22 protein-coding genes are annotated in these 22,006 nt (G+C 74.4%); 8 read left to right on the forward strand and 14 right to left on the reverse strand.

The features are described 5' to 3' along the window. The 4 genes from FHX44_RS00005 to FHX44_RS00020 form a co-directional block, all read left to right on the forward strand. Positions 1–1,051 (forward strand): polyprenyl synthetase family protein (locus FHX44_RS00005; RefSeq protein WP_147253542.1); only part of this gene is annotated, 1,051 nt, incomplete at its 5' end. A gap of 13 nt (positions 1,052–1,064) precedes the next feature. Continuing rightward, on the forward strand, positions 1,065–2,621 hold the full coding sequence (crtI, locus tag FHX44_RS00010) for a phytoene desaturase family protein (protein ID WP_147253543.1): 1,557 nt from the start codon (positions 1,065–1,067) through the stop codon (positions 2,619–2,621). A gap of 28 nt (positions 2,622–2,649) precedes the next feature. Continuing rightward, entirely contained in the window at positions 2,650–4,326 is a 1,677-nt protein-coding gene (gene mptB / locus FHX44_RS00015) for a polyprenol phosphomannose-dependent alpha 1,6 mannosyltransferase MptB (protein ID WP_170308695.1), read from the forward strand. Then, entirely contained in the window at positions 4,304–5,245 is a 942-nt protein-coding gene (locus FHX44_RS00020) for a phytoene/squalene synthase family protein (RefSeq protein ID WP_147253544.1), read from the forward strand. The genes mptB and FHX44_RS00020 overlap by 23 nt, the downstream gene beginning before the upstream one ends. A gap of 252 nt (positions 5,246–5,497) precedes the next feature. Here FHX44_RS00020 and FHX44_RS00025 read toward each other — a convergent pair whose 3' ends face one another. After that, a complete protein-coding gene (locus FHX44_RS00025; protein WP_246170129.1) occupies positions 5,498–5,854 on the reverse strand; it encodes an Rv2175c family DNA-binding protein in 357 nt (118 codons plus the stop codon). Between the two features lie 67 nt (positions 5,855–5,921). On the opposite strand from FHX44_RS00025, the gene pknB reads away from it, so the two are divergent. Then, a complete protein-coding gene (gene pknB, locus FHX44_RS00030; protein WP_170308696.1) occupies positions 5,922–7,697 on the forward strand; it encodes a Stk1 family PASTA domain-containing Ser/Thr kinase in 1,776 nt (591 codons plus the stop codon). Positions 7,698–7,711: 14 nt separating this feature from the next. Here pknB and FHX44_RS00035 read toward each other — a convergent pair whose 3' ends face one another. Beyond that, complete coding sequence (locus FHX44_RS00035) at positions 7,712–9,100, reverse strand: class II 3-deoxy-7-phosphoheptulonate synthase (protein WP_147253546.1); 1,389 nt, start codon at positions 9,098–9,100, stop codon at positions 7,712–7,714. A gap of 112 nt (positions 9,101–9,212) precedes the next feature. Between FHX44_RS00035 and FHX44_RS41875 the strand changes: the two genes are divergently transcribed. Then, a complete protein-coding gene (locus FHX44_RS41875; protein ID WP_170308697.1) occupies positions 9,213–9,359 on the forward strand; it encodes a GPGG-motif small membrane protein in 147 nt (48 codons plus the stop codon). Between the two features lie 11 nt (positions 9,360–9,370). Here the strand turns inward: FHX44_RS41875 and FHX44_RS00040 are convergent, their stop codons facing one another. The 3 genes from FHX44_RS00040 to FHX44_RS00050 are packed head-to-tail and all read right to left on the reverse strand — an operon-like array spanning position 9,371 to position 11,507. Next, positions 9,371–9,859: a polyadenylate-specific 3'-exoribonuclease AS gene (locus tag FHX44_RS00040; protein ID WP_147253547.1), complete on the reverse strand. Its 489-nt coding sequence runs from the start codon at positions 9,857–9,859 to the stop codon at positions 9,371–9,373. 40 nt (positions 9,860–9,899) lie between these two features. Further along, complete coding sequence (locus tag FHX44_RS00045; RefSeq protein ID WP_147253548.1) at positions 9,900–10,664, reverse strand: hypothetical protein; 765 nt, start codon at positions 10,662–10,664, stop codon at positions 9,900–9,902. Between the two features lie 51 nt (positions 10,665–10,715). Then, positions 10,716–11,507 (reverse strand): lysophospholipid acyltransferase family protein, encoded by a 792-nt coding sequence (locus tag FHX44_RS00050; protein WP_147253549.1) that lies wholly within the window; start codon positions 11,505–11,507, stop codon positions 10,716–10,718. A 174-nt stretch (positions 11,508–11,681) separates the two neighbouring features. Between FHX44_RS00050 and FHX44_RS00055 the strand changes: the two genes are divergently transcribed. Beyond that, entirely contained in the window at positions 11,682–12,152 is a 471-nt protein-coding gene (locus FHX44_RS00055; protein WP_147253550.1) for a hypothetical protein, read from the forward strand. 11 nt (positions 12,153–12,163) lie between these two features. Here FHX44_RS00055 and FHX44_RS00060 read toward each other — a convergent pair whose 3' ends face one another. From FHX44_RS00060 to FHX44_RS00085, 6 genes are read right to left on the reverse strand one after another with little or no spacing between them, the layout of a single operon-like run. Continuing rightward, on the reverse strand, positions 12,164–13,120 hold the full coding sequence (locus tag FHX44_RS00060) for an ROK family glucokinase (protein WP_170308698.1): 957 nt from the start codon (positions 13,118–13,120) through the stop codon (positions 12,164–12,166). Beyond that, positions 13,117–13,467 carry a hypothetical protein gene (locus tag FHX44_RS00065; RefSeq protein WP_147253551.1) on the reverse strand — a complete coding sequence of 117 codons (351 nt, stop codon included), beginning with the start codon at positions 13,465–13,467 and terminating at the stop codon, positions 13,117–13,119. Before FHX44_RS00065 ends, FHX44_RS00060 begins: the two co-directional genes overlap by 4 nt. Beyond that, positions 13,464–14,687 carry an ArsA family ATPase gene (locus FHX44_RS00070; RefSeq protein WP_147253552.1) on the reverse strand — a complete coding sequence of 408 codons (1,224 nt, stop codon included), beginning with the start codon at positions 14,685–14,687 and terminating at the stop codon, positions 13,464–13,466. The genes FHX44_RS00065 and FHX44_RS00070 overlap by 4 nt, the downstream gene beginning before the upstream one ends. Before the next feature lie 49 nt (positions 14,688–14,736). Continuing rightward, a complete protein-coding gene (locus FHX44_RS00075; RefSeq protein ID WP_147253553.1) occupies positions 14,737–15,177 on the reverse strand; it encodes an SRPBCC family protein in 441 nt (146 codons plus the stop codon). Positions 15,178–15,204: 27 nt separating this feature from the next. After that, positions 15,205–15,993: a metallophosphoesterase family protein gene (locus FHX44_RS00080; RefSeq protein ID WP_147253554.1), complete on the reverse strand. Its 789-nt coding sequence runs from the start codon at positions 15,991–15,993 to the stop codon at positions 15,205–15,207. Positions 15,994–16,012: 19 nt separating this feature from the next. Then, positions 16,013–16,408: a polyketide cyclase / dehydrase and lipid transport gene (locus FHX44_RS00085; protein WP_147253555.1), complete on the reverse strand. Its 396-nt coding sequence runs from the start codon at positions 16,406–16,408 to the stop codon at positions 16,013–16,015. Between the two features lie 91 nt (positions 16,409–16,499). Between FHX44_RS00085 and FHX44_RS00090 the strand changes: the two genes are divergently transcribed. Beyond that, positions 16,500–18,323, forward strand: coding sequence for an AMP-dependent synthetase/ligase (locus tag FHX44_RS00090; protein WP_147253556.1), 1,824 nt, complete (start codon positions 16,500–16,502; stop codon positions 18,321–18,323). A gap of 53 nt (positions 18,324–18,376) precedes the next feature. Here FHX44_RS00090 and FHX44_RS41880 read toward each other — a convergent pair whose 3' ends face one another. The 3 genes from FHX44_RS41880 to selA all read right to left on the reverse strand — a co-directional run bounded on the left by FHX44_RS41880 (position 18,377) and on the right by selA (position 22,000). Further along, positions 18,377–18,532: a DUF6131 family protein gene (locus tag FHX44_RS41880; RefSeq protein ID WP_170308699.1), complete on the reverse strand. Its 156-nt coding sequence runs from the start codon at positions 18,530–18,532 to the stop codon at positions 18,377–18,379. Between the two features lie 364 nt (positions 18,533–18,896). Further along, the gene (selB, locus tag FHX44_RS00095) at positions 18,897–20,735 is read right to left on the reverse strand and encodes a selenocysteine-specific translation elongation factor (protein WP_147253557.1); all 1,839 of its coding nucleotides are present in this window, start codon (positions 20,733–20,735) and stop codon (positions 18,897–18,899) included. Beyond that, a complete protein-coding gene (selA, locus tag FHX44_RS00100; protein WP_147253558.1) occupies positions 20,705–22,000 on the reverse strand; it encodes an L-seryl-tRNA(Sec) selenium transferase in 1,296 nt (431 codons plus the stop codon). Before selA ends, selB begins: the two co-directional genes overlap by 31 nt. Positions 22,001–22,006: the final 6 nt, after the last annotated feature.

Consider the following 22,006-nt stretch of genomic DNA (forward strand, 5'->3'; position numbering starts at 1 on the left):
CGAGGCGGCGCTGACCACCTATCTGCGCAGCCGCACGGCCGATGCCGGCACGATCGACCCGGTGTTCGGGGAAGCCACCGAGGCGCTCGCCGACTTCGTCCTGCGCGGTGGCAAGCGGATCCGCCCCACGTTCGCGTGGTGGGGTTGGCGCGGAGCGGGAGGGCCGGTCGAGGCGCCCGAGGCGCTGGCCGTGCTGCGCGCCATCAGCGCGCTGGAGCTCATCCAGGCCAGCGCGCTCATCCACGACGATCTGATGGACGCCTCGGCCACCCGGCGCGGCCGGCCCACGGTGCACGTCGAGTTCGCCCGCAAGCACGCCGCGGCGCGCTGGCGCGGTCAGCCGGCCCGGTTCGGCGCGGCCGCCGCGATCCTCCTGGGCGATCTGGCCCTCGCGTGGGCCGACGACATGCTGCACGCCGCCGGCCTCTCGCCGGCCGCCCTGCGCCGCGCGGCGCCTGCGTGGCGGGCGATGCGCACCGAGGTGCTCGGCGGGCAGTACCTCGACGTGCTGCACCAGTCCACCGGCGACACGTCCGTGCGGGCCGCCCTGCAGATCGACCGCTACAAGACCGCCGCCTACACCGTCGAGCGGCCGCTGCACCTCGGGGCGGCGATCGCCGACGCCCCGCCCGAGCTGGTGAACGCCTACCGCCGGTTCGGCGCCGACATCGGCGTCGCGTTCCAGCTGCGCGACGACCTGCTCGGGGTGTTCGGCGATCCGGAGGTCACGGGCAAGCCTGCCGGCGACGACCTGCGCGAGGGCAAGCGCACGCTGCTGGTGGCCCTCGCGGTCGAGCGGGCGGAGCAGCGGGGGCTGCCCGACGCGCGTCAGGCCGTCCTGGACGCCGTCGGCGACCCCGGGCTGGACGACGCCGGCGTCGAGCGGGTGCGCGGGCTGCTCACCGAGCTCGGCGCCGTGCAGGCCGTCGAGCAGCGCATCGCCGCGCTCACCGGCTCGGCGCTCGACGCGCTGTCGGCGGCGGACGTCGCCGAGCCCGCCGCGTCACAGCTGGCCGAGCTGGCGGTCACCGCCACGCGGAGACGCAGTTGACCCGGACTCCGAGTTGAGCCACCGCGTCCCCGGACGCACCGACCACGTCGTGGTCGTCGGCGCCGGGCTCGCGGGGCTCTCGGCCGCGCTGCACCTGCTCGGTGCGGGCCGGCGCGTCACCGTGCTGGAACGTTCCGAGCACCCCGGCGGCCGGGCCGGGCAGCTCGACCTGCGCTCACCGCACGGCACCTACCGCGTCGACCCGGGCCCCACCGTGCTCACCATGCCCGAGCTGCTCGACGAGGCCCTCTCCGCGGTCGGGGAGAAGCTCGACGAGCGGCTCGACCTCGTGCCGCTCGACCCCGCCTACCGCGCCCGCTTCGCCGACGGTTCCACGATCGACGTGCACGCCGACGCCGAGGCGATGACCGAGGAGGTGCGCGCGACCTGCGGCCCTGCGGCCGCCGCCGGGTACGAGCGCCTGCGCTCGTGGCTCACCCGGCTCTACGAGGTGGAGATCGACCGGTTCATCTGCGCCAACCACGACTCGCCGCTGGGCCTGGTCGGCCCCGACCTCGCCCGGCTCGCCGCGCTCGGCGGCTTCGGCCGGCTCGGCCCGCGCGTGGCCCGGATGCTGCCCGACGAGCGGCTGGCGCGGATCTTCACCTTCCAGTCGCTGTACGCAGGAGTGCCACCGAATCGGGCGCTCGGCGCGTACGGCGTGATCGCCTACATGGACACGATCGCAGGCGTGTTCTTCCCGCGCGGCGGGATGCGGCAGGTCGCGCAGGTCCTGGCCGACGCCGCCGTCGCCGCGGGCGCAATGATCCACTACGGCCGCACGGCCACCGGGCTGGAACGGCGCGGCGGGCGGGTCGCCGCGGTCCGGCACAGCGTCACCGGGGGCGGCCGCGACGGGGGCGGCGAGCGCCTGCCGTGCGACGCGGTGGTGCTCACCCCCGACCTGCCGGTCGTGCACGACCTGATCGGGCGAGCGCCGCGCAGGCCGGTGCCGCTGCACTGGTCGCCCAGCGCGGTCGTGCTGCACGCCGGGCTGCGCACCCCCCGCCCGGACCTCGCGCACCACACGATCTCGTTCGGCGCGGCGTGGCGCAGGACGTTCCGGGAGATCATCGACGATGGCCGGCTGATGAGCGACCCGTCACTCCTGGTCACGCGGCCGACCGCCACCGACCCCGAACTCGCGCCCACCGGATCGGAGCTGGTCTACGTGCTGGCACCGTGCCCGAACCTCGAGCGCGGCCGCATCGACTGGGCCCGCGTCGGCCCGGCCTACCGGGACGAGCTGCTCGCCGTCCTCGCGGACCGCGGGATCGAGCTCCGAGAAGATCTCGACGTCACCCACATGGTGACTCCTGCTGAATGGGCCGCGGTCGGGTACGGCGCGGGCACCCCCTTCTCGGCCGCCCACACGCTCGCGCAGACCGGACCGTTCCGGCCGCGCAACCTCGTCCGCGGGCTGGAGAACGCCGTCCTCGCGGGCTGCGGCACCACCCCGGGCGTCGGCATCCCGCCCGTCCTGATCTCCGGTCGGCTCGCCGCACAGCGCATCACGGGCGCCGTCCACCGGCGCTCCTCGCGGGCGCGCAGGGTACCCACAGGGGGCTGACAGGGGTCGTGCGAGCATGGATCGCGTCATGAAGCCACCATCACCGGTCGACGGGTCGACGCTCCCCGACACGGCAGCGGAACGCGCAGCCGCGCCCGACGGCGCGCCCGACATCCTCGACGTGCCGCCCCCCGTCGAAGCCCGTCCTGCCGTACGGCGATCGTGGCGTGACCGGTTCGGCCGCCCGGCCCGCCGGCCGCTGCTCCTGGGCCTCACCGCCTCGCTGATGCTGCTCATCGGCGGTTTCGGCGCAGGCGGCGTGCTCATCCACGACCCGCTGCTGACGAACTCGCCGCTCGGCTTCTGGCGTTACGGGCACGGCCGCGACCTGGCGAGCATCCTCATGTACGGCGGCGTCGGCCTGATGGTGTGGGCCTGGATCCAGCTGGGCCGCGAGGTGCTCGCCCACCGGGCGCGCGGCCGCGCGGTGCTCATCACGGCCGCCGTCTGGATGGCGCCGATGCTGTTCGCCCCGCCGCTGTTCACCCGCGACATCTTCAGCTACCTCGCCCAGGGCGGCCTGCCGCTGGCCGGTTTCGACCCGTACGCGGTGGGCCCGGAGGCGATGCCGGGGATCTTCGCCGACAACGTCCACTACTTCTGGCAGGACACCCCCGCGCCCTACGGGCCGCTCTTCATCCTGATCGCGAAGGCCGTCGCGTGGGTCACCGGCGACACGATCATCCTCGGCGTCGTGCTCATGCGGCTCGCGCTGCTGCCCGGCCTGCTGCTGTTCGTGTGGGCGCTGCCCGAGCTCACCCGCCGTCTCGGCGGCCGGGTGTCGGTGGCGCTGTGGGTGGCCGTGGCCAACCCGGTGATGGTGATCCACATGGTCGGCGGCGGCCACAACGACCTGCTCGTGGTCGGCCTGCTCGCCGCAGGAGCGCTTGTCGCGCTGCGCGGCGGCCACGTCGCCGGGATCGCGCTCGTCACGGGCGCGATGGCCGTCAAGGCCAGTGCCGCCATCGCGCTGCCGTTCCTCGTGCTCGTGTGGGCGGCACACATGTCCGGTTCGCAGCGGGTCCGGATCGCCAAGGCGATCGCGGCGGGCGGCGGGGTCTTCGTCGCGGTGTTCGCCGCGTGCACGCTCGCCGCCGGTGTCTCGCTCGGCTGGCTGCCCGCGCTGAGCGCACCGTCGATGATCGTCAACTGGATGTCGCTCCCCACCGCGGTCGGCGAGTTCACCCACTCGCTGGTCAGCGTGCTCGTCAACGTCCCGAAGCAGCCGTTCATCAACGTCTCGCGCGTGCTCGGCGGGATCCTGCTGGTCTACGTCGCGGTGCGGCAGTGGTGGGCGGCACGCGACGGCGGGCCGGACGCCGTGCGCCGGGCAGGCGTGGTGCTCCTGGCCACCGCCGTGCTCTCCCCCGCCATGCTGCCGTGGTACGTCAGCTGGGGAATGACGCTGCTCGCGGCCGCCGCGTGGTCGGTGCGCGCGCTGCAGTTCGCCGTGTTCGTGTCGGTGATGCTCACCATCTGCTACTACTCCAACGGCGAGGACGCCCTCTACAACCCGCCCTACCTCATCGCGTGGGCGCTGGTGGCGCTGCTCGCCGCCGTGTCGCTGGTGCGCCCCGACCCGCTGCGGCTGTCCGCGGGTGCCTGGCAGCGCGGACGGCAGCCGTTCCCCGAACCGACAACCGTGCCCGCGACGTCGTCGCCCGCCGCGGCGGGCGTCGACGGTGCCGAACGCGGCACGAGCTGAGCTCGACGCCGCCGGGATCACGGATCCGGCGCTGCGGGCCGGCTACGTCGTCTGCCGGGCGCTGAACGCGCACCACGGGCGCACGTACTTCCTCGCCACCCGCCTGCTCCCCGCCGCCAGGCGGCCCGCGGTCCACGCGCTGTACGGGTTCGCGCGGTACGCGGACGAGATCGTCGACGACCTCGGCGACGCCCGCCCCGCCGCCGAGAAGGCGGCCGAGATCGACCTGCTGGGGTTGCGGTTGCGACAGGCGCTGGCCGGGGAGCGTGCGGAGCAGCCGGTTCTCGCCGCCGTCGCCGACACGGCCCGGCGGTACGCGCTCGCTCCCACCCTCTTCGCCGACTTCCTCGCGTCGATGCGGATGGACACCGAGGTCACCGCGTACGCCACGTTCGACGAGCTCGGCCGCTACATGCACGGTTCGGCCGCGGTGATCGGTCTCCTGATGCTGCCCGTCCTCGGCACCACGGTGCCCCGCGAGGAGGCCGAGGGACCGGCGGCGGCGCTCGGCGTGGCGTTCCAGCTCACCAACTTCCTGCGCGACGTCGGCGAGGACCTCGACCGGGGCCGGGTCTACCTGCCCACCGACGAGCTGGCGGCGTTCGGCGTCGACCGGGAGCTACTGGCGTGGTGCCGCCGCACCCGCAGGCCCGACCCGCGCGTGCGCCGCGCGCTGGCCCACCTCGTCGCGCACACCCGCGCGGTCTACCGCCGCGCCGCGCCGGGGATCGGGATGCTCGAACCGGTCTCCCGCGCCTGCGTGGCCTGCGCGTTCACCCTCTACCGCGGCATCCTCGACCAGATCGAGGCCGCCGACTACGACATCCTCAACCGCCGCGTCTCGGTCCCCCGGCACACCCGGCTCGCGGTGGCCGTCCCCGGCCTCGTCCGCGCCCTCGCCGCCCGCGCCCGCTCCTGACGCCCGGGGCCCGACTCGCCGCGTCGAGACGTCGGACTCGCCGCGCCGGAACGCCCGACTCGCCGTGCTGGAACGCCCGACTCGCCGCGTCGAGACGTCGGACTCGCCGTGCTGGAACGCTCGACTCGCCGTGGTAGAACGTCGGACTCGCGCCCGGGATGCGAGCCCTGGCAGGCGAGTCTTGCGTTCAGGCGCGGCGAGTCTTGCGTTCGGGCGCGGCGAGTCGGGCGTCTGCGCGCGGTGAGTCGTGCGTCAGAACGCCATGGCCTGCGCTCTGCGCTTCACCTCGCGGTGCCGGCCCGCGCGCAGGGATGCGACCGGGGTGCCCGGTAGCGAGTCGTCCTCGGCGAAGAGCCAGCGCAGGATGTCCGGGTCTGCGTAGCCACCGTCGCGCAGGACCGTGATGGTGCCGGACAGCCCCTTGATCACCTCGCCGTCGTCGCCGAGGAAGTCGGTCGGGACGACGACCTCTCCTTCGCGCCGGAACGACAGCAGATGGCCGTCACGGACGAGCTGGTGCACCCGGGAGACCGGTTGGCCAAGCCGCTGTGCGACCTCCACGACCGGCAGGGTCGCGATGTCCGCCGACAGCCCGAGAACCTCGTTCACGGGGCGATACGATGCCACAGGCGCGCCGCGCGGGAGAAGCCGAATGCGCGGACGGTACCGTCATCGCGTGAACGCCCCGCCTGCCGCGCTGCTGGACGCGCGCTACCGGGTGGGCTCGTTGCTCGCCCGCGGCGGGATGTCCACGGTCTACCGGGGCACCGACACGCGGCTCGACCGGCCGGTCGCGATCAAGGTGATGGATCCCCGGTTGGCCGCCGATCCCGCGTTCCGCGGCCGGCTCGAGCGCGAGGCCCGTTCGGCGGCACGCATCGATCACCCGGCCGTCGTCGACGTGTACGACCAGGGCCAGGCCGCCACCGGCGCCGGCACCGGCCTGGGCGGCGACGGGCCGCTCCTGTTCCTCGTCATGGAGCTGGTGGAGGGCGGCACGCTGCGCGACGTCCTGCGCGCGCGGGGCGCGCTCGGGGTGCCTGCCGCGTTCGCCGTGATGGAGCAGGTGCTCTCCGGCCTGGCGGCGGCTCACCGGATCGGTCTCGTGCACCGCGACGTGAAGCCGGAGAACGTGCTGATCAGCCGGACGGGCGAGGTCAAGGTCGCCGACTTCGGCCTGGTCACCGCGAGCGCCCAGGCGGGCCCCAGCACGGCCGGCATGATCATGGGGACGGTCGCGTACCTCTCCCCCGAGCAGGTCGCCACCGGCAACGCCGACGCCCGCAGCGACGTGTACGCGGCCGGCATCATGCTGTACGAGCTCCTCACCGGCGCGCCGCCCTACAGCGGCGACACCGCGCTCTCGGTGGCCTACCGCCACGTGAACTCCGACGTACCGCCGCCGTCGCAGATCGCCGGCGAGGTGCCCCCCGAGCTGGACGAGCTCGTGCTGCGCGCCACCCGTCGCGACCCGGCCGTCCGGCCGGACGACGCCGCGGCGATGCTCGCGGAAATGCACCGGGTGGCCGTGCGGCTGGAGGTCCCGCGCGTGCCACCGCCGGTTCCGCCCCCGCGCCCGCTCGAGGAGCAGGACACCGTGCCCGCGGCACCGCAGCGCCTCGCAGGGGGCACGGCGAGCACACCAGGCGGCACGGCGGTGAGCGCGGCCCTCCCCGCCCCGGGACCGCGCGGCACCCGCGCCCTCCCCCGTCCGGACGACGGCACCCCACCGCCGCACGTGCGGGCCCGCAGGCGCAGCCGCCGGGCCTTCACCTTCTGGACGGCGGTCGTCCTCGTGCTGGCGCTGCTCGTCGGGGTCACGGCGTGGTGGCTGGGTAGCGGGCGCTGGACCGAGATGCCGAGCCTGGTGGGGTTGGACGCGGCGGCGGCGCAGCAGCTGCTCGCCGACTCCGATCTCGTCGTACGGGTGATCGAGGCCTACGACGACGAGGTCGCCGACGGCCTCGTCAGCGCCACGGACCCGGCGGCGCAGGCGGCGTTGCTGCGCGGCAGCACCGTGCAGATCACGGTCTCGACCGGACGCCCGACGGTGCCCGAGATCGCGCCGGGCACCTCGGTGGCGGCCGCCGAGCAGGCGCTGCGCGACGCGGGTCTCACGCCCGTGCACGGCTCGGACGACACCGACGACAGCGACTCCGTCCCGGCGGGCTCCGTGCTGCGGACCGCCCCGGAGGCCGGCACCGAGCTGCGGCTCGGCGCCCCGGTGACGATCGTGGTGAGCAGCGGCGAGTCCGACACCGTGCAGGTGCCCGACGTGGTCGGCAAGGACTTCGACGACGCCGAGGACGTCCTCGACGAGCTCGACCTCGACGCCGAGGGGCGCAGCGCGATCCCGTTCCTCGGCCGTAGCGACGGCCAGGTGGTCGAGCAGAGCCCGCGTGCGGGCACGACGGTGGAGCGCGGCTCGACGGTCACCCTGATCACGGTCTGACCGCCCCGGCGGGCTCAGCCCCGGAGCATCTCCGCCACGAGGAACGCGAGCTCCAGCGACTGCTGGGTGTTCAGGCGCGGGTCGCAGGCCGTCTCGTAGCGGCCGGCGAGGTCGGCGTCGGAGATCTCCTGTGCGCCGCCGAGGCACTCGGTGACGTCCTCACCCGTGACCTCGACGTGGATGCCGCCCGGGTGGGTGCCCAACGCCCTGTGCACCTCGAAGAAGCCCTGCACCTCGTCGACGATCCGGTCGAAGTGCCGGGTCTTGTAGCCGGTGGTGGACTCGTGGGTGTTGCCGTGCATCGGGTCGCACTGCCAGATGACCTTGTGCCCGGACGCCTCGACCTTCTCCACGATCGCGGGCAGCACGTCGCGGACCCGCCCGTTGCCCATCCGGCTCACCAGCGTGAGACGACCGGGGGTGGCGTGCGGGTCGAGCCGTTCGACGTACTCGACGGCCAGCTCCGGGGTGGTGGTGGGGCCGATCTTGAGACCGATCGGGTTGGACAGCAGCTCCGCGAACGCGATGTGCGCGCCGTCGAGCTGGCGGGTGCGCTCCCCGATCCACAGGAAGTGCGCCGACAGGTCGTAGAGCCGCGGCTCGGGTGCGCGGGTGTCCAGGCGCAGCATCGAGCGCTCGTAGTCGATGAGCAGCGCCTCGTGGCTCGCGTAGAACTCGACGCTGTGCAGGTTGTGGTCGTCCACCCCGCAGGCCTGCATGAAGTTCAGCGCGCGCTCGATCTCGGTGGCGATGTCCTCGAACCGCTCCCCCGCCGGTGAGGTGCGCACGAAGTCCTTGTTCCAGTCGTGCACCATCGTCAGGTCGGCCATGCCGGTGGCGGTGAGCGCCCGCACCAGGTTCATCGCCGCGCCCGCGTTGGCGTAGGCGCGCACCATGCGCGAGGGGTCGGGCACCCGGGCCTCGAGCGTCGGGTGCAGCGAGTTGACGATGTCGCCGCGGTAGGACGGCAGGCCGAGCGCGTCGATGGGAGCGCTGCGCGGCTTGGCGTACTGACCGGCGATCCGCCCGACCTTCACGACCGGCATCGACGCGCCGTAGGTCAGCACGATGGCCATCTGCAGCAGCGTGCGGATGGTGGCGCGGATGTGCGGCTCGGTGTTGTCGACGAACGTCTCGGCGCAGTCGCCACCCTGTAGCAGGAACGCCTCACCCCTGGCCACGGCGGCGAGGCGCTCCCGCAACCGGTCGACCTCCGGCGGGAGTGTGACGGGCGGCACACTCTCGAGCACGGTGCGGACATGGGCGACCTGCTCCCCGTCGGGCCACTCCGGCTGCTGCGCCGCCGGGCGGGCCAGCGCGTCGTCGAGGCGAGCCCGCAGCTCAGATGGCAGCGGAGGCAACTCGGGCAGCACCTCGACCGGTGCGTCGACCGTCCAGTTCACGATGTCCAAGAGTAGGCCGTCGTGCGGCGGCGGCACGCGCCGGATCCACCAGTGGCCGTGATCACCCGTTCGGCCCGATTCCGGAGTGGACGGTTCCGGGCACAGAGGCGTCATGGCTACTCTGTTGTGGATCCTGGCAGTGGTCCTCGTCGTCGCCGGCATCTTCGCGATCCTCCGGCGCCAGTTGATCTGGGGAATCGTGCTCATCATCGTCGGCCTGCTCGTGGGGCCGGGCGGTGTGAGCATCTTCAACGTTTGACGCCCCAGAGCTCAGCGAGCGGCCACCGCCGCCTCTATCGCCTCCCACCGCCTCCGGTTCAGCCGCGCGTCGGCGAGCGCGTCGTGCGCGTCGGCCGTGGGCGGTGGGAGCGGTGGCCGCCCGGCATCCTCCCAGCGCTGCCTCAGCTCGCGGGTGAACCGCGGCAGGGCGCGGGGCAGCGCCGGCATGGCGCCCCACAGCTGGCACAGCGCCACGTGGTCGTACGCGGCGATCCACGCCCACAGCTCCACATCACCCGGTGCCGCGGTGAGGAACTGCAGCAGGTCGGTGCGCAACCGGGCGCGGGACCGCCAGGCCGGGTCCGCGGGTGACGGCAGCTTCGGCAGTACGTTCGCGCGGACCCACGGCCCAGCGCGGGTGGGGTCGAACTCGGTGGACACCGCGTAGAACTCGCGCCCGTCCTCCCCGACCACGCCGATCGACACCAGGTCGATCGTCGTCCCGTCCTCGATGAACTCGCAGTCGTAGAAGAACCGCACGTCGAGAGGTTAGTTGACGATGCTCCCCGAGCGCGCGCCGCTAGCCGTCTTCTGACTCGTCGGAGTCCTCGTCCGTCTCGGGCTTCGCGTTGTCCGCCTCGGAGGACTCCTTCTCGATGTCCGTGTCGGCTGCGCCCGTGTCGGCCGCACCCGTGCCGGCCGCGCCTGCGTCGGCGGCGGCCGGGAGGCTCGGGGCGGAGGTCGTCGACGCGGGTTCCTCCTTCTCCTCCCCGTTGGGGGTGGCCCGCCCGTTCACGGCCGCGGCCGGCGGGCGCGGGGCGGCAGGCGCCTTGGTCGCCCGCGGCCGCTGTGTGGGCCGCGCCGCCGGTTCCGGTTCCGGCTCGGGTTCCGGCTCGGCCGAGGGAGGTGCCGCGGGCGCCTCCACTGGCGCAGGCGGGGCGGAGGTGGCGGTCGGGAAGGGCTGGGTCAGCCCGGTGAAGCCCTGACGCTCGGACGTGGGGCCCTGCAACCAGGACGCCAGGGTCGTCGTCGCCGCGATCACGACCACGGCGACGGCCGCGAACACCGCCCACGGGGCGACCCCGCCCGACCAGGTCGTCGGCTCGGGCGCGGGCGTGGGCGCCACCACGCGCGGGAGTTCGGTGGTGGGCCGGTCGTCCGAGGTTGCGACGAACGTCGGGTTCTCGTCGAGGTCGTCCTGCACGGAGTCGACGTGCTCGGCGGCCGGCTCGCGTTCCTCCGCCGTGCCGGAACCGAGCAGGACGTCCTCGTGCTCGGCACCGACGAGTGGGTCGTCGGCGCGCAAGGGGTCGTCCGGCTCTGCCACACCCGACCATCGCGCCACGCCAGCACGGTATTACCTGCGCGATACCGGGGTCGCCCCTGGGTCGGGTAGCTAGCTGGCTCGCGTGCCCGGCACGCGGCTCGCGGCGCGGCCGTCGCCGCCCTCGCCGTCGGTGGTGATCGGCGGCGTGGTGGTGGTCGTGGCGGTGTCCGTTGCCTCCGACGCCGCTGCCGCCTTCTCCTTGACCGACGCCGCGTACAGGTCGACGTAGGTCTGACCGGACAGCTCCATGAGCGCGTACATGATCTCGTCGGTCATCGAACGCTCGATGAACCGGTCGCCCGCCATCCCGGCGTACCGGGAGAAGTCCAGCGGCGGGCCGATCTTGATGCGCACCTTGCGCGGCCGCCAGATCCGCGACCCGATCGGGTTGACCTTGTCGGTGCCGATCATCGCCACCGGGACCACCGTGACGTCCGCCTCGAGCGCCATCCGCGCAACACCCGTCTTGCCCTTGTAGAGCCGCCCGTCGGGCGATCGGGTGCCCTCGGGGTAGATGCCGAGCAGGTTGCCCTCGCGCAGCAGGCGGACGGCGGTGTCCATCGCCGCCTGCGCCGCCGATCCCCCCGACCGGTCGATCGGCACCTGGCCCACCCCGGTGAAGAAGATCTTCTTGAGCCACCCGACGAGGCCCGGCTGGATGAAGTACTCGCGCTTGGCGAGGAACGTGATGCGCCTGGGCACGAGCAACGGCAGGAAGAAGGAGTCGGCGACGGCGAGGTGATTGCTCGCCAGGATCGCCCCGCCCCGCGCGGGGACGTGCTCGAGGCCCTCGATCGATGGCCGGAAGAACAGTCGCAGCAGCGGGCCGAGGAGCACGAACTTGGACCACCAGTACAGCACCTGGGCGTGCCCCCTCCAGCTCGACTGCGCCAGCCTACGGATCGCCGCGACGCGCCGACAACGGGCACAGGGGTATCGGCTCCGGAAGAGGGGCCGAACTCTTCCCCTACCCCGGTGCCGTCGTGTCAGGATGGGGTCCCCGCCGCGCCGGCCCGCGCCGAGGGAGGAGGCCGCGTGAACCGCGATCCCGACGAGCGCCCGCAACCCGACGGCGCGGCGCCCGACGAGTTCGAGTCGATCGTGGCCCTCTGGCGCAACGAGGGCGACGTGCCCGAGTGGCCCGACGACGAGACCCCTGACCCCGTCGCCACGCCCACCGACCTGGAGGATCCCGCTCCGCGACCCGCGCCCGCCCCGCTACCGCCGCGGTCCTACTCGCCCCCGACGCTGCCCGAGGACGAGCACTTCATCCCGCCGGAGCCGCCGCCGCTGCCACGCCTCGGCCCTCCCGCCCTGGTCGGGCTGGCCCTGATCGCGCTCGGGCTCGTGCTGGTCGTCTCCCCCGGGTGGTTGGGTGTCTCCGACCCGTACGGCCTCCCGCTGGGCCTGGTCGGGCTCGCGGCCGGCCTGGGCTGGCTGGTGCTGCGCCTGTGGCCCGACCCACCGGACCGGCGCGACGAGGACGACGACGGCGCGGTGATCTGACCCGACGGCGGTCAGTGCCGGTGGGCGAGCTCGCGGGCCAGTTGAGCCGCGCCGACCACCGCAGCGGCCTCACCCAGCTGCGCAGTGCGGATTCGGGCCAGCGGGCGGCGACCCGCCCCGGTCACCGTGGCGGCGTAGTGCTCGCGCGCCTCGTCGAGGAAGAGCGGCGCCGACACCGAGACTCCCCCGCCGATCACCACCAGCTCGGGGTCGAACACGTCGGCCACGAGCGCGAGTCCCTCGCCGAGCCACCTGGCGAGCTCGTCCATCGCGGCGATCGCCACCTGGTCGCCGTCGCGTGCGGCGGCGGCGACCCGCTGACCGGTGACGCGGCCCGGGTCGCCCGCCACGAGCCTGCGCAGCAGCGGCGAGCCTCCCGGGTCACGGGCGAGCAGCTCGACGGCCGTGGTGGCCAGGGCCGTGCCGCTGCAGTAACGCTCCCAGCAGCCGTTCTTCCCGCACGGGCACGGCCGTCCGTCCGGCACGACCCGCAGGTGCCCCAGTTCCGGCGCCACCCCGAACGCGCCCCGGTACAACTCGCCGTCGATCAGGAGGGCCGAGCCGATGCCGGTGCCGAGCGCGATGAACACGACCGTGCCCGCCCCGGATGCGGCGCCGAAATGCCGCTCGGCGAGCGCGGCTGCGTTCGCGTCGTGCTCGACGACGACCGGCAGGCCGATCCGCTCGGCGATCCGGTCGGCGACCGGCGCGTCGCGCCACGACAGGTGCGGTGCGAACCGGACGCCCCGCCGGTCCGGCGTGACGAAGCCGGCGAGCGCGAGCCCGACGGCCCCGATCCGGTGCCGCTGCGCGAGCTCGCCGATCACGCCGGCCAGTGCCGCTTCCAGGGCGGTCTCGCTGCGTGGGGTCGGGGTGCGCGCCGTGTCGTGGACGTTCCCCTCTGCGTCGACGACACCGGCCCGCACACTCGTCCCGCCGACGTCGACGCCGATGGTCAGCACGGTCATGAGGATCGCCGTTCGACCCTGATCCGTTGCACTCGACGCGCGGGAGGCCGCTCCGTGACGTCCGCGGCAGCGGGAGCCGGACCACCCGCCTCCAGCGCGGCGCGCAGCACGGCCACGAGCCCGGTCGCGTGCTCGGCCAGCCGCACCGCGAGCTCGGGGCGTTCCCCGCGCAGCGCGGCGATGACGGCGCAGATCGGGCACGACGCACACGTCTCGGGCGGGTCGCTCTCGGGTTCGGCCCGCAGCCGGTCGAGCACCGGGTCGAGCCGCTCGAGCGCGGCCAGCGCGAGCACCCGCAGGTCCTCCCCGATCCCCTCGTGGCCGCCGCAGCCGTCGGCGGCGGTCACCGGAGCCAGACCGCGGGGTCGGGGACGAACGCGACGCACAGGTCGTCGCCCGCGACGTGGGCCCCGGTGACCGTGCAGCGGCGCAGCACGGACGGCAGGGCGATCATCCGCCGCGTACCCCCGGTGGTGACGGCGAGATCGTCGTCGAGCCGGACGAGGTCCACCGGTCCGCTTTCCACCCCGGGCAGCCGCAGGACCAGCTCGAACGCGGAGTCCACGGACGTGCCGCTGCCTGCGGTGCGGTTCACCTTCAGCAGCGGGGAGGCCGGGGTGTCCGGCGCGGCAGCGGGGTCGTCGGTGCCGTAGAGGCCGACGGCGAGCTCCCGCAGCGCCGGCAGCCCTGTCGGTTCAGCGGCGGTGTGCTCCGCCACGCGCAGCGGCAACGGCAGCGCTTGCAGCTCGCCGAGCACGGCGCTCTGCTCGGCGTAGCGCTCGCGCAGCCAGCGCCCGGCCGGCCCGCGGAGGGACGAGGGCGCCTCGGGCACGATCCGGTTGGCGACCAGCCCGTCGACGCGCAGGCCGTGCAGTGCCAGCGCGGTGAGGGTGCGGCGGGTCTCCGCGGCCACCACCCGCTCCGGGGTGAGCACGAGCCGGATCGAGGTGGTGGCCTCGTCGGCGAGCAGCCGGCGCAGCCCCTGGAGCTGCTCGGCCAGCGTGTCCAGCGCACCGATCGCGCGGTCCCATGCCGGCTGGGCGTCGCGGCCTGCGGCGAAGCCGCTGATCAGGCCCCGAACGGCCCTGCGGTGGGCCGGGAACAGCCGCTCCAGGTAGGTCGAGAGCGCCTCGGGCAGGCCGAGCAGCCGCAGCGTCTCCGCGGTGGGCCCGCAGTCGACGACCACGACCTCCCACAGCCCGCTCTCGGCGAGTCGGCGCACCTCACCCAGCGCGAGCAGGTCCTCGACGCCGGGCAGCACGGTGAGCTCGTCGGCCATCAGCTCGTCGACGCCCGCGCCTGCGAGCAGCGTGCCGAGGTGGGCCTGGAGCCGGGCCCACGCGCCGTCCAGCAGCGTCCGCGTGTCGACGTGTGCGGCGAAGAGGCCGGGGTCGAGCTCGGTGGGCTCTGCGCCCAGCTCGGCCTCGAACGCGTCGCCGAGCGAGTGCGCGGGGTCGGTCGAGACCGCCAGCACCTTGCGGCCGGAGCGCGCGAGGAGAGCGGCGGTGGCCGCGGCGAGGGTGGTCTTGCCGACGCCTCCCTTGCCGGTGAACAGGACGACGCGCACGACGCGGAAGCGTAATCGCGGGAACAGGTCGGACCTGTCGGCGGGGCCGTCAGGAAGTGCTCTCGACCCGTCGCTTCAGCCCCTTGAGCGCGGTGTCGATGATCACCTTCTCCGCCTTGCGGCGCAGCATGCCGATCATCGGGATGTTCAGGTCCACGGCGAGCGAGTAGGTCACCGTGGTCTCCCCGGCCGTGCCGGCGAGCGTGTAGGAGCCGTTCTGCGCCTTCTGGATCTGCCCCTTCACCAGCGTCCAGCTCACCGAGCGGCCGTCCGGCGCCCAGGTGTAGTCGAGGGTGTAGGAGTCCTTGATCGGCCCCGCGTCCATCGTGAACCGGACCCGCTCGGCGCGCCCGTCGCTACCGCTGCTCAGCACCTCGACGCTCTTCACCTGCGAGGCCCAATCGGGGTAGGCGGGGAAGTCGGCGATCACGGCCATCACGCGCTCGGGCGGCGCGGCGATGGTGATCGAGGAGGTCGTAGCGTCGGCCATGGCGGGAACGTTACCGGGGCACTGTGCTCACCAGCGGAGGACGTAGGGAGTGCCGGTGGAGCGGAAGTGCCCGACGTTGACGCATTCGGTGCGCCCCACGCGCACCCGCTGCGCGAGCGGCTGGTGGACGTGACCGAAGAGCGCGGCACGCGGCCGGTCGCGGTGCACGACGTCCAGCAGCGCCACCGAGGACGCCTCGGCCCGCCGCGTGACGACGTCGAACGCGAGCTCGGGGACGGCCGGCGGCACGTGGCTGCACAGCACGTCCACCCGGTCGAGTGCCTTCACGGCCGCGGTGAACTCCGTCGCCCGCAGCAGGTGCGGTGTCCACGGGCCGCCCGTGCCCGGCTCCACGCCCGGCGGCAGCGGCGCGCCGCCGACGAACCCGAACCGCAGGTCGCCGATCTCCACGACCCGGCCGTCGGCGAGCGTGAGCCCGGGTCCGGCGTAGCGCGGCCACAGCCGGGGCATGTCGACGTTGCCGGGGATCGCATAGGTCGGCGCGGTGAGCGCACCGAAGAGCCGGTCGTACTGCTCCTGCACGGCGTCCTCCACCACGGCGGGCGCGTCGGGCACCCGCGCCCACGCGTCCCGGACGAAGCGGATCAGCGCGTCACGCCCGCCCGCGGTGCGCAGGCGGGCGAACTCGGCGCTCACCTCTGGGCCGAGCACGCGCCCGAGGATGCCGCCCGCCGGGTCGCGGTAGTCGACGTAGTCGACGAGATCGCCGAGCACGACGAGCGCGTCGGCCCCGTCGCCCGCCCTGGCGAGAGTGTCGGAGGCGCCGTGCACGTCGGAGACCACGTGCACGCGCATGCGCTCAACATAGCGCCCCCTACCCGCGAGGCGGCTCCCCCGGCTCACGGCCCGCTTCGAGCCGTTCCTTGCACGCGAACGCGATGGTCTTGGCCGCGCGCTGCCGTCGATCGACCTCGGCGGCGGCGTGCCGCGGTGGCGCAGGCCGCGGCATCCCGTCCGGGCCCTGCGGGTCGGCGCGCAGGTAGTAGTGCAGCACGGTGCCGTCCAGCACGGGCTCGAGCCACACCTCCATGCTGCCGACGAGCGCGCCGCGGACGGTCCACCGGATGCCTTGGACGCCGCGGTCGGTCATGACCGAGAGCTCCAGGTCGGGCCACAGCCGCCGCCACCGGGACGGCACCGCGAACTCGGCCGCCACCACGGCGGGCGGCACGGCGAGGAACGTCTCGTCCACCACGTCCACCGACGGCACCGCGCCAGCCTAGTGCCAGGTCGTGCCGAGATCGCCTACCGCGAGGTAGGTTTCGGGAAACGGGAGCCAGTGCCGGCCAGGAGGTCACACCGTGCGCGAGTACAGCGTTCCAGCCACGTTCCGCGTGGGTGACGAGGAGAACCTCCTCGACGCGGTGTACGCGAATGCCGATGAGCACGCGTCGGTGGTGGTGTACCGGCGCCAGGACACTCCCGGCGAATGGTCGGACGTCACCTGCGCGCAGTTCGCCGACGAGGTCGTGGCGGTGGCTCGCGGGCTCGTCGCCGCCGGGGTCCGGCCCGGCGACCGCGTGGCGCTGCTGTCGCGCACCCGCTACGAGTGGAGCCTGATCGACTACGCGATCCTCGCGGCGGGCGCGGCCACCGTGCCGATCTACGAGACGTCGTCGGCCGACCAGATCGGCTGGATCCTGTCCGACTCCGAGGCGGTCGCCGCGATCGTCGAGTCGGGCAGGCACGCCGGCCTGGTCGAGAGCGTGCGAGCCGCATGCCCCGGCGTGCGGCACGTCTGGCAGATCGATCCGTCGGAGGACGGGCCGGGTGCCGTCGACGCACTCGTTGCCCTTGGCGCGGACACCCCGGCCGACGAGGTGCGAGCGCGCAGCGCCGCCGTGCGCGCCGACGACCTCGCCACGCTGATCTACACGTCCGGCACCACCGGCCGCCCCAAGGGCTGCGAGCTCACCCACGGCAACCTCGTCAGCGAGGTCAAGAGCACCGTCAGCATGCTCCCCGAGCTGCTGACCGACCGCGGGTCGGTGCTGCTGTTCCTGCCGCTCGCGCACGTGTTCGGCAAGGTCATCCAATGCGGCGCCCTGTACACCCGCACCGTCGTGGGGCACACGCCCGACGTGAAGCGGCTGCTCCCGGACCTCGCCTCGTTCCGGCCGACGTTCATCCTCTCCGCCCCGCGCGTGTTCGAGAAGGTCTTCAACAGCGCCCGCCAGCGGGCTCACGACAGCGGCAAGGGCCGGGTCTTCGACATGGCCACCGACACCGCCATCGCGTGGAGCCAGGCCCGGGACACCGGCGGCCCCGGCCTCGCGCTGCGGCTGCGGCACGCGCTGTTCGACCGGCTGGTGTACGGCAAGCTGCGGACCGTCGTCGGCGGGAGCGTGGTGGCGGCGGTGTCGGGGGCGGCGCCGCTGGGTGAGCGGCTCGGCCACTTCTTCCGGGGCATCGGGCTCCCGGTCCTCGAGGGTTACGGCCTCACCGAGACCACGGCAGGCGTCACGCTCAACGCGCTCGGCGCCCAGCGCATCGGCACCGTCGGGCGGCCGGTGCCCGGCCACTCGGTCCGGATAGCCGACGACGGCGAGGTGCTCGTCAAGGGCCCGATCGTCTTCCGCCGGTACTGGAAGAACGACACCGCCACCGCCGATGCGCTCGATGACGGCTGGTTCCACACCGGCGACATCGGCGAGCTCGACGACGCGGGCTTCCTGCGGATCACCGGCCGGAAGAAGGAGCTCATCGTGACGGCCGGGGGCAAGAACGTCGCCCCCGCCGTGCTGGAGGACCGGCTGCGCGCCCACCCGCTGATCAGCCAGTGCATGGTCGTCGGCGACGGGCAGCCGTTCATCGGCGCGCTCGTCACGATCGACGCCGAGGCCCTCCCCGGCTGGCTCGAGCGTTCCGGCAAGCCGGTCGGCGCGCGCATCGCCGACCTCGTCGACGACCCCGACCTGCGCGCCGAGATCGCCCACGCGGTCGAGGACGCCAACCAGGCGGTGTCGCGCGCGGAGCAGATCCGCGAGTTCCGCATCCTCCCGGTGGACTTCACCGAGGCCGGCGGCGAGATGACGCCCACGATGAAGGTCAAGCGCGCGGTCGTCGCCAAGACGTTCGCCGCCGACATCGCGAGCATCTACAGCGGGGCGAAGGCCCCGGCCTGAGCACGAGAACGGCGGGTCACCGATCGGTGGCCCGCCGTTCTCGGTGCAGTTGCCTAGTAGTAGTGCCTCCGGGGGCCGATGGCCCGGCCGGTGCTGCCCAGCAGCATCAGGACCACGCCGACGACCAGCAGGATTCCGCCGAGGTAGGTCAGCAGCTGGATGCCGAGCAGCCATCCCAGGACCAAAAGGATCACGCCGAGAACGATCACGATTCCTCCTCGTCCCGATCGCTCGACCCGATGACGGGCCGACGCATGTGCCACGATCGGACCTGACAGGTGCGTACCCGGCATTTGCATGCGCAATCGCCGTGTTGGGCACGGCGGCCGCGGGTAGGCCGGGCGAATGGACCAATCCCGTGCAACCACCGTCGGTGCGACCGAGCCACCGGTGCCGGGCCCCGGCCCGGTTCCGAAGCCGCCGCCGGTCCCGCCGACGCCCCCACCGGGGCCGGAACCGGCCCCGCCGATGCCCGAGCCGGAGCCGATGCCGGGGCCCGCACCGGACCCCGCACCGCCCGTTCCCGCCCCACCGCCGGAGCCGGATCCGCGGGCCTGAGCGGCCGGGCGACGGTCACCGGAGCCGGTGGGTGAGATCGTCGGACCGAACGGTCCGGCCGGTGCGCGCGAGGTGCTCCAGCAGCGGCACCGCCACCCGGCGGGTCGTGCCGAGTGCCTGACGCGCCTCGCTGAGGGTGAACTCGGGGCCGACGCCGCGGAGCAGGTCCACCGCACGGTCCGGCGCCTCCGGCAGGAGCACGACGCCCTCGGCGACCGCGATCAGCTCGCCGGCCCGGACCAGCGCGGCCAGCTCGCGAGGGCCGAGGCCGAGCTCGGCGAGGCGCTCGGCGTCCGGGGCGCGGAACGGGTGGGTGACGAGGTCGGCACGCAGAGTCTCCATCGCCACGCGGACCGGCTCGGGAAGCCCGCTGGCCCGGCCGAGGTGCACCCGGCCGGCGCGCAGCTGCGGGGTCACCGCTCCGGTGCCCGGCCGGGCGGCGGAGAGCACGGCCGTCACCAGACCCGGTGTGGGCAGGTCCGCGGCCCGCCGGGCGGCCTCGATCGTCAGACCGGGGTCGAGGGGCTCGGCGGCGTCGTGCACGCGGACGGCCGCGGCGAGCGCGGAGACGGCTTCCTGCGCACGAGCCGGTGCGACGAGGTGGCCGTCCGCCCGCACCGCGGGCAGGGCGTCGACCTCGGCGCGGGGCACACCCATCGCCACCAGGTCAGCGGCCCGGACCACGCCCCGGCGGCGCAGCTCGGCCGCTGCGGTGCCGACGTCCGGTTCGGCGAGTTCCGCGGCGCGGCGGGCAGCGGCTCCGCGACGGCGTAGCGCCGGCGGGAGGACGTCGAGCACCTCGACGCCCGCGACGACGGCGCGCCGGCCGGGGTCGCGCAGCACGGCGCGGTCCCCGATCCGCAGCGGCAGCGGGCGTTCGGGGCGCAGCCGGGCGAACCCCGAGCCGAGCGGGCGGACCCGCACGGTGACCGCGGCCGAGCCGACGTGCAGCATCACCTCGCGCGGCAGTGCGCCCGGCTCCGCCCCCAGCACCCCGCCCCCCCGCACACCGCGCAGCGCCACGTCGACCTCGGCGGGCGCGAGCCACCTGTCCGGGGTGAGCAGCGCGTCGCCGCGGGCGACGACCTCGCGGGGGACGCCGCGCAGGTTCACCGCGACCCGGGCCACCCCGCGGGCGACCTGCACCGGCTCGCCGAGGCTCTGCAGCCCCCGCACGTGCACCCGCCTGCCGCCCAGGTCCAGCTCGTCCCCGACCCGGATCGTGCCGGCGCCGAGCGTCCCGGTGACGACCGTGCCGGCACCCCGGATGCTGAACGCGCGGTCGACCCACAGCCGCACGTCGGCGCCCGGTTCCGGTTCGGGTACCGCGGCGACCAGGCCGTCCAGTGCGGTGCGCAGCGCGTCGAGACCGTCACCGCGGGGCGCGCACACCTCCACCACCCCCACTCCGCCGAGCGAGGAGGAGGAGATCTCGGCGAGCGCGTCCTCGCGCGCCGGCTCGGGGTCGAGCAGGTCGCACCGCGTGATCACGAGCAGCCCGTGCTCGACCCCGAGGGCGTCCAGCGCGTCGAGGTGCTCAGCCGACTGCGGCATCCACCCCTCGTCGGCGGCCACCACCATCACCACGGCCGGGGCGGGCCCGGCGCCGGCGAGCATCGTCGTCACGAACCGCTCGTGCCCGGGGACGTCCACGAACGCGAGGTCGGTTCCGGACGGCAGGCGGGTCCACGCGAACCCGAGGTCGATGGTCAGCCCTCGGCGCCGCTCCTCGGCCAGCCGGTCGGGCTCCATCCCGGTCAGTGCGCGCACCAACGTCGACTTGCCGTGGTCGACGTGTCCCGCGGTGGCCACCACGCGGCTGGTCACGGCCCGGCCCCCGCAGCGCGCACGCATGCGGCGAGCGTCTCGTCGTCGGCGGGCGCCAGCGCGCGCAGGTCGAGCAGGCAGCGACCACCCTCGAGACGACCGAGCACGGCCGGGGTGCCTGCGCGCAGGGCCGCGGCGCAGGGCTCGGGCAGCGACAGCGCGACGCTGGGCAGCCGCACGCCCGGCGCGCCGCCCCCGCCGACCGTCGCCTGCGAGTCGACGACCCCCACGTCCAGCCCGGCCAGCCGGGCGGCGATGGCCTCGGCCCGGACGCGCAGCTCGGCGACCGGCGTGTCGAGGGCCGAGCGAACGGGCGGCACCGGCCCGCGCAACGTCGCCTCCAGCGCGGCGAGCGTCAGCTTGTCCACCCGCATCGCGCGGGCGAGCGGGAACCGGCGCACGCGCTGGACCAGCTCGGCGTCACCGAGGATCAATCCCGCCTGCGGCCCGCCGAGCAGCTTGTCCCCCGACGCCGTCACCAGCGCGGCGCCCGCTGCGAGCATGCCGTCCGCGTCGGGCTCGTCGGGCAGCAGCGGGTGCGGGGCGAGCAGGCCCGACCCGATGTCGACGACGACCGGGACCCCGAGGCCGGCCAGCTCGGCGGGCCCGACCGCGCTGGTGAAGCCGGTGACCGTGAAGTTCGACGGGTGCACCTTGAGCACGAACGCGGTGTCCGGCCCGATCGCGCGCTCGTAATCGGCGAGGTGGGTGCGGTTGGTGGTGCCCACCTCGCGCAGCCGCGCGCCGACCGACTCGATCAGGTCGGGGATCCGGAACCCGTCACCGATCTCGACGAGCTCTCCTCGGGAGACGACGATCTCCCGACCGGTGGCGAGGGTCGCGGCGACGAGCGCGAGGGCGGCGGCCCCGTTGTTGACCACGTGCGCCGCACCGGCGCCGGGGACGGCGGCGAGCAGGGCGTCGACCACCCCGGCGCCGCGGGGGCCGCGGGCGCCGGTCGTGAGGTCCAGCTCGACGTCACAGGTCCCCGCGGCGACGCCGATGGCGTCGCGGGCGGCCTCGCCGAGCGGGGCCCGGCCGAGGTTGGTGTGCAGCAGCACGCCGGTGGCGTTGAGCACCGGCCGCAGCGTCGTGGCGGCCCGGGGCAACGCGGCGAGGGTCGCGTCGACGACGTCATCGGGCGGCAGGGCGCCCTCCCGGACCCGCTGCTGCGCCGCCGTCACCGCCTGCTTCACCAGCGGCTTTCCCAGCCGGACGGCGGCCGCGGCGATCCGGGGATCGGCGAGCACCGCGTCCGTGCGGGGCACCCGGCGGCGCGGATCGCTGGCCACGGGTCC

The sequence above is a fragment of the Pseudonocardia hierapolitana genome, from assembly GCF_007994075.1.
GTDB lineage: Bacteria > Actinomycetota > Actinomycetes > Mycobacteriales > Pseudonocardiaceae > Pseudonocardia > Pseudonocardia hierapolitana.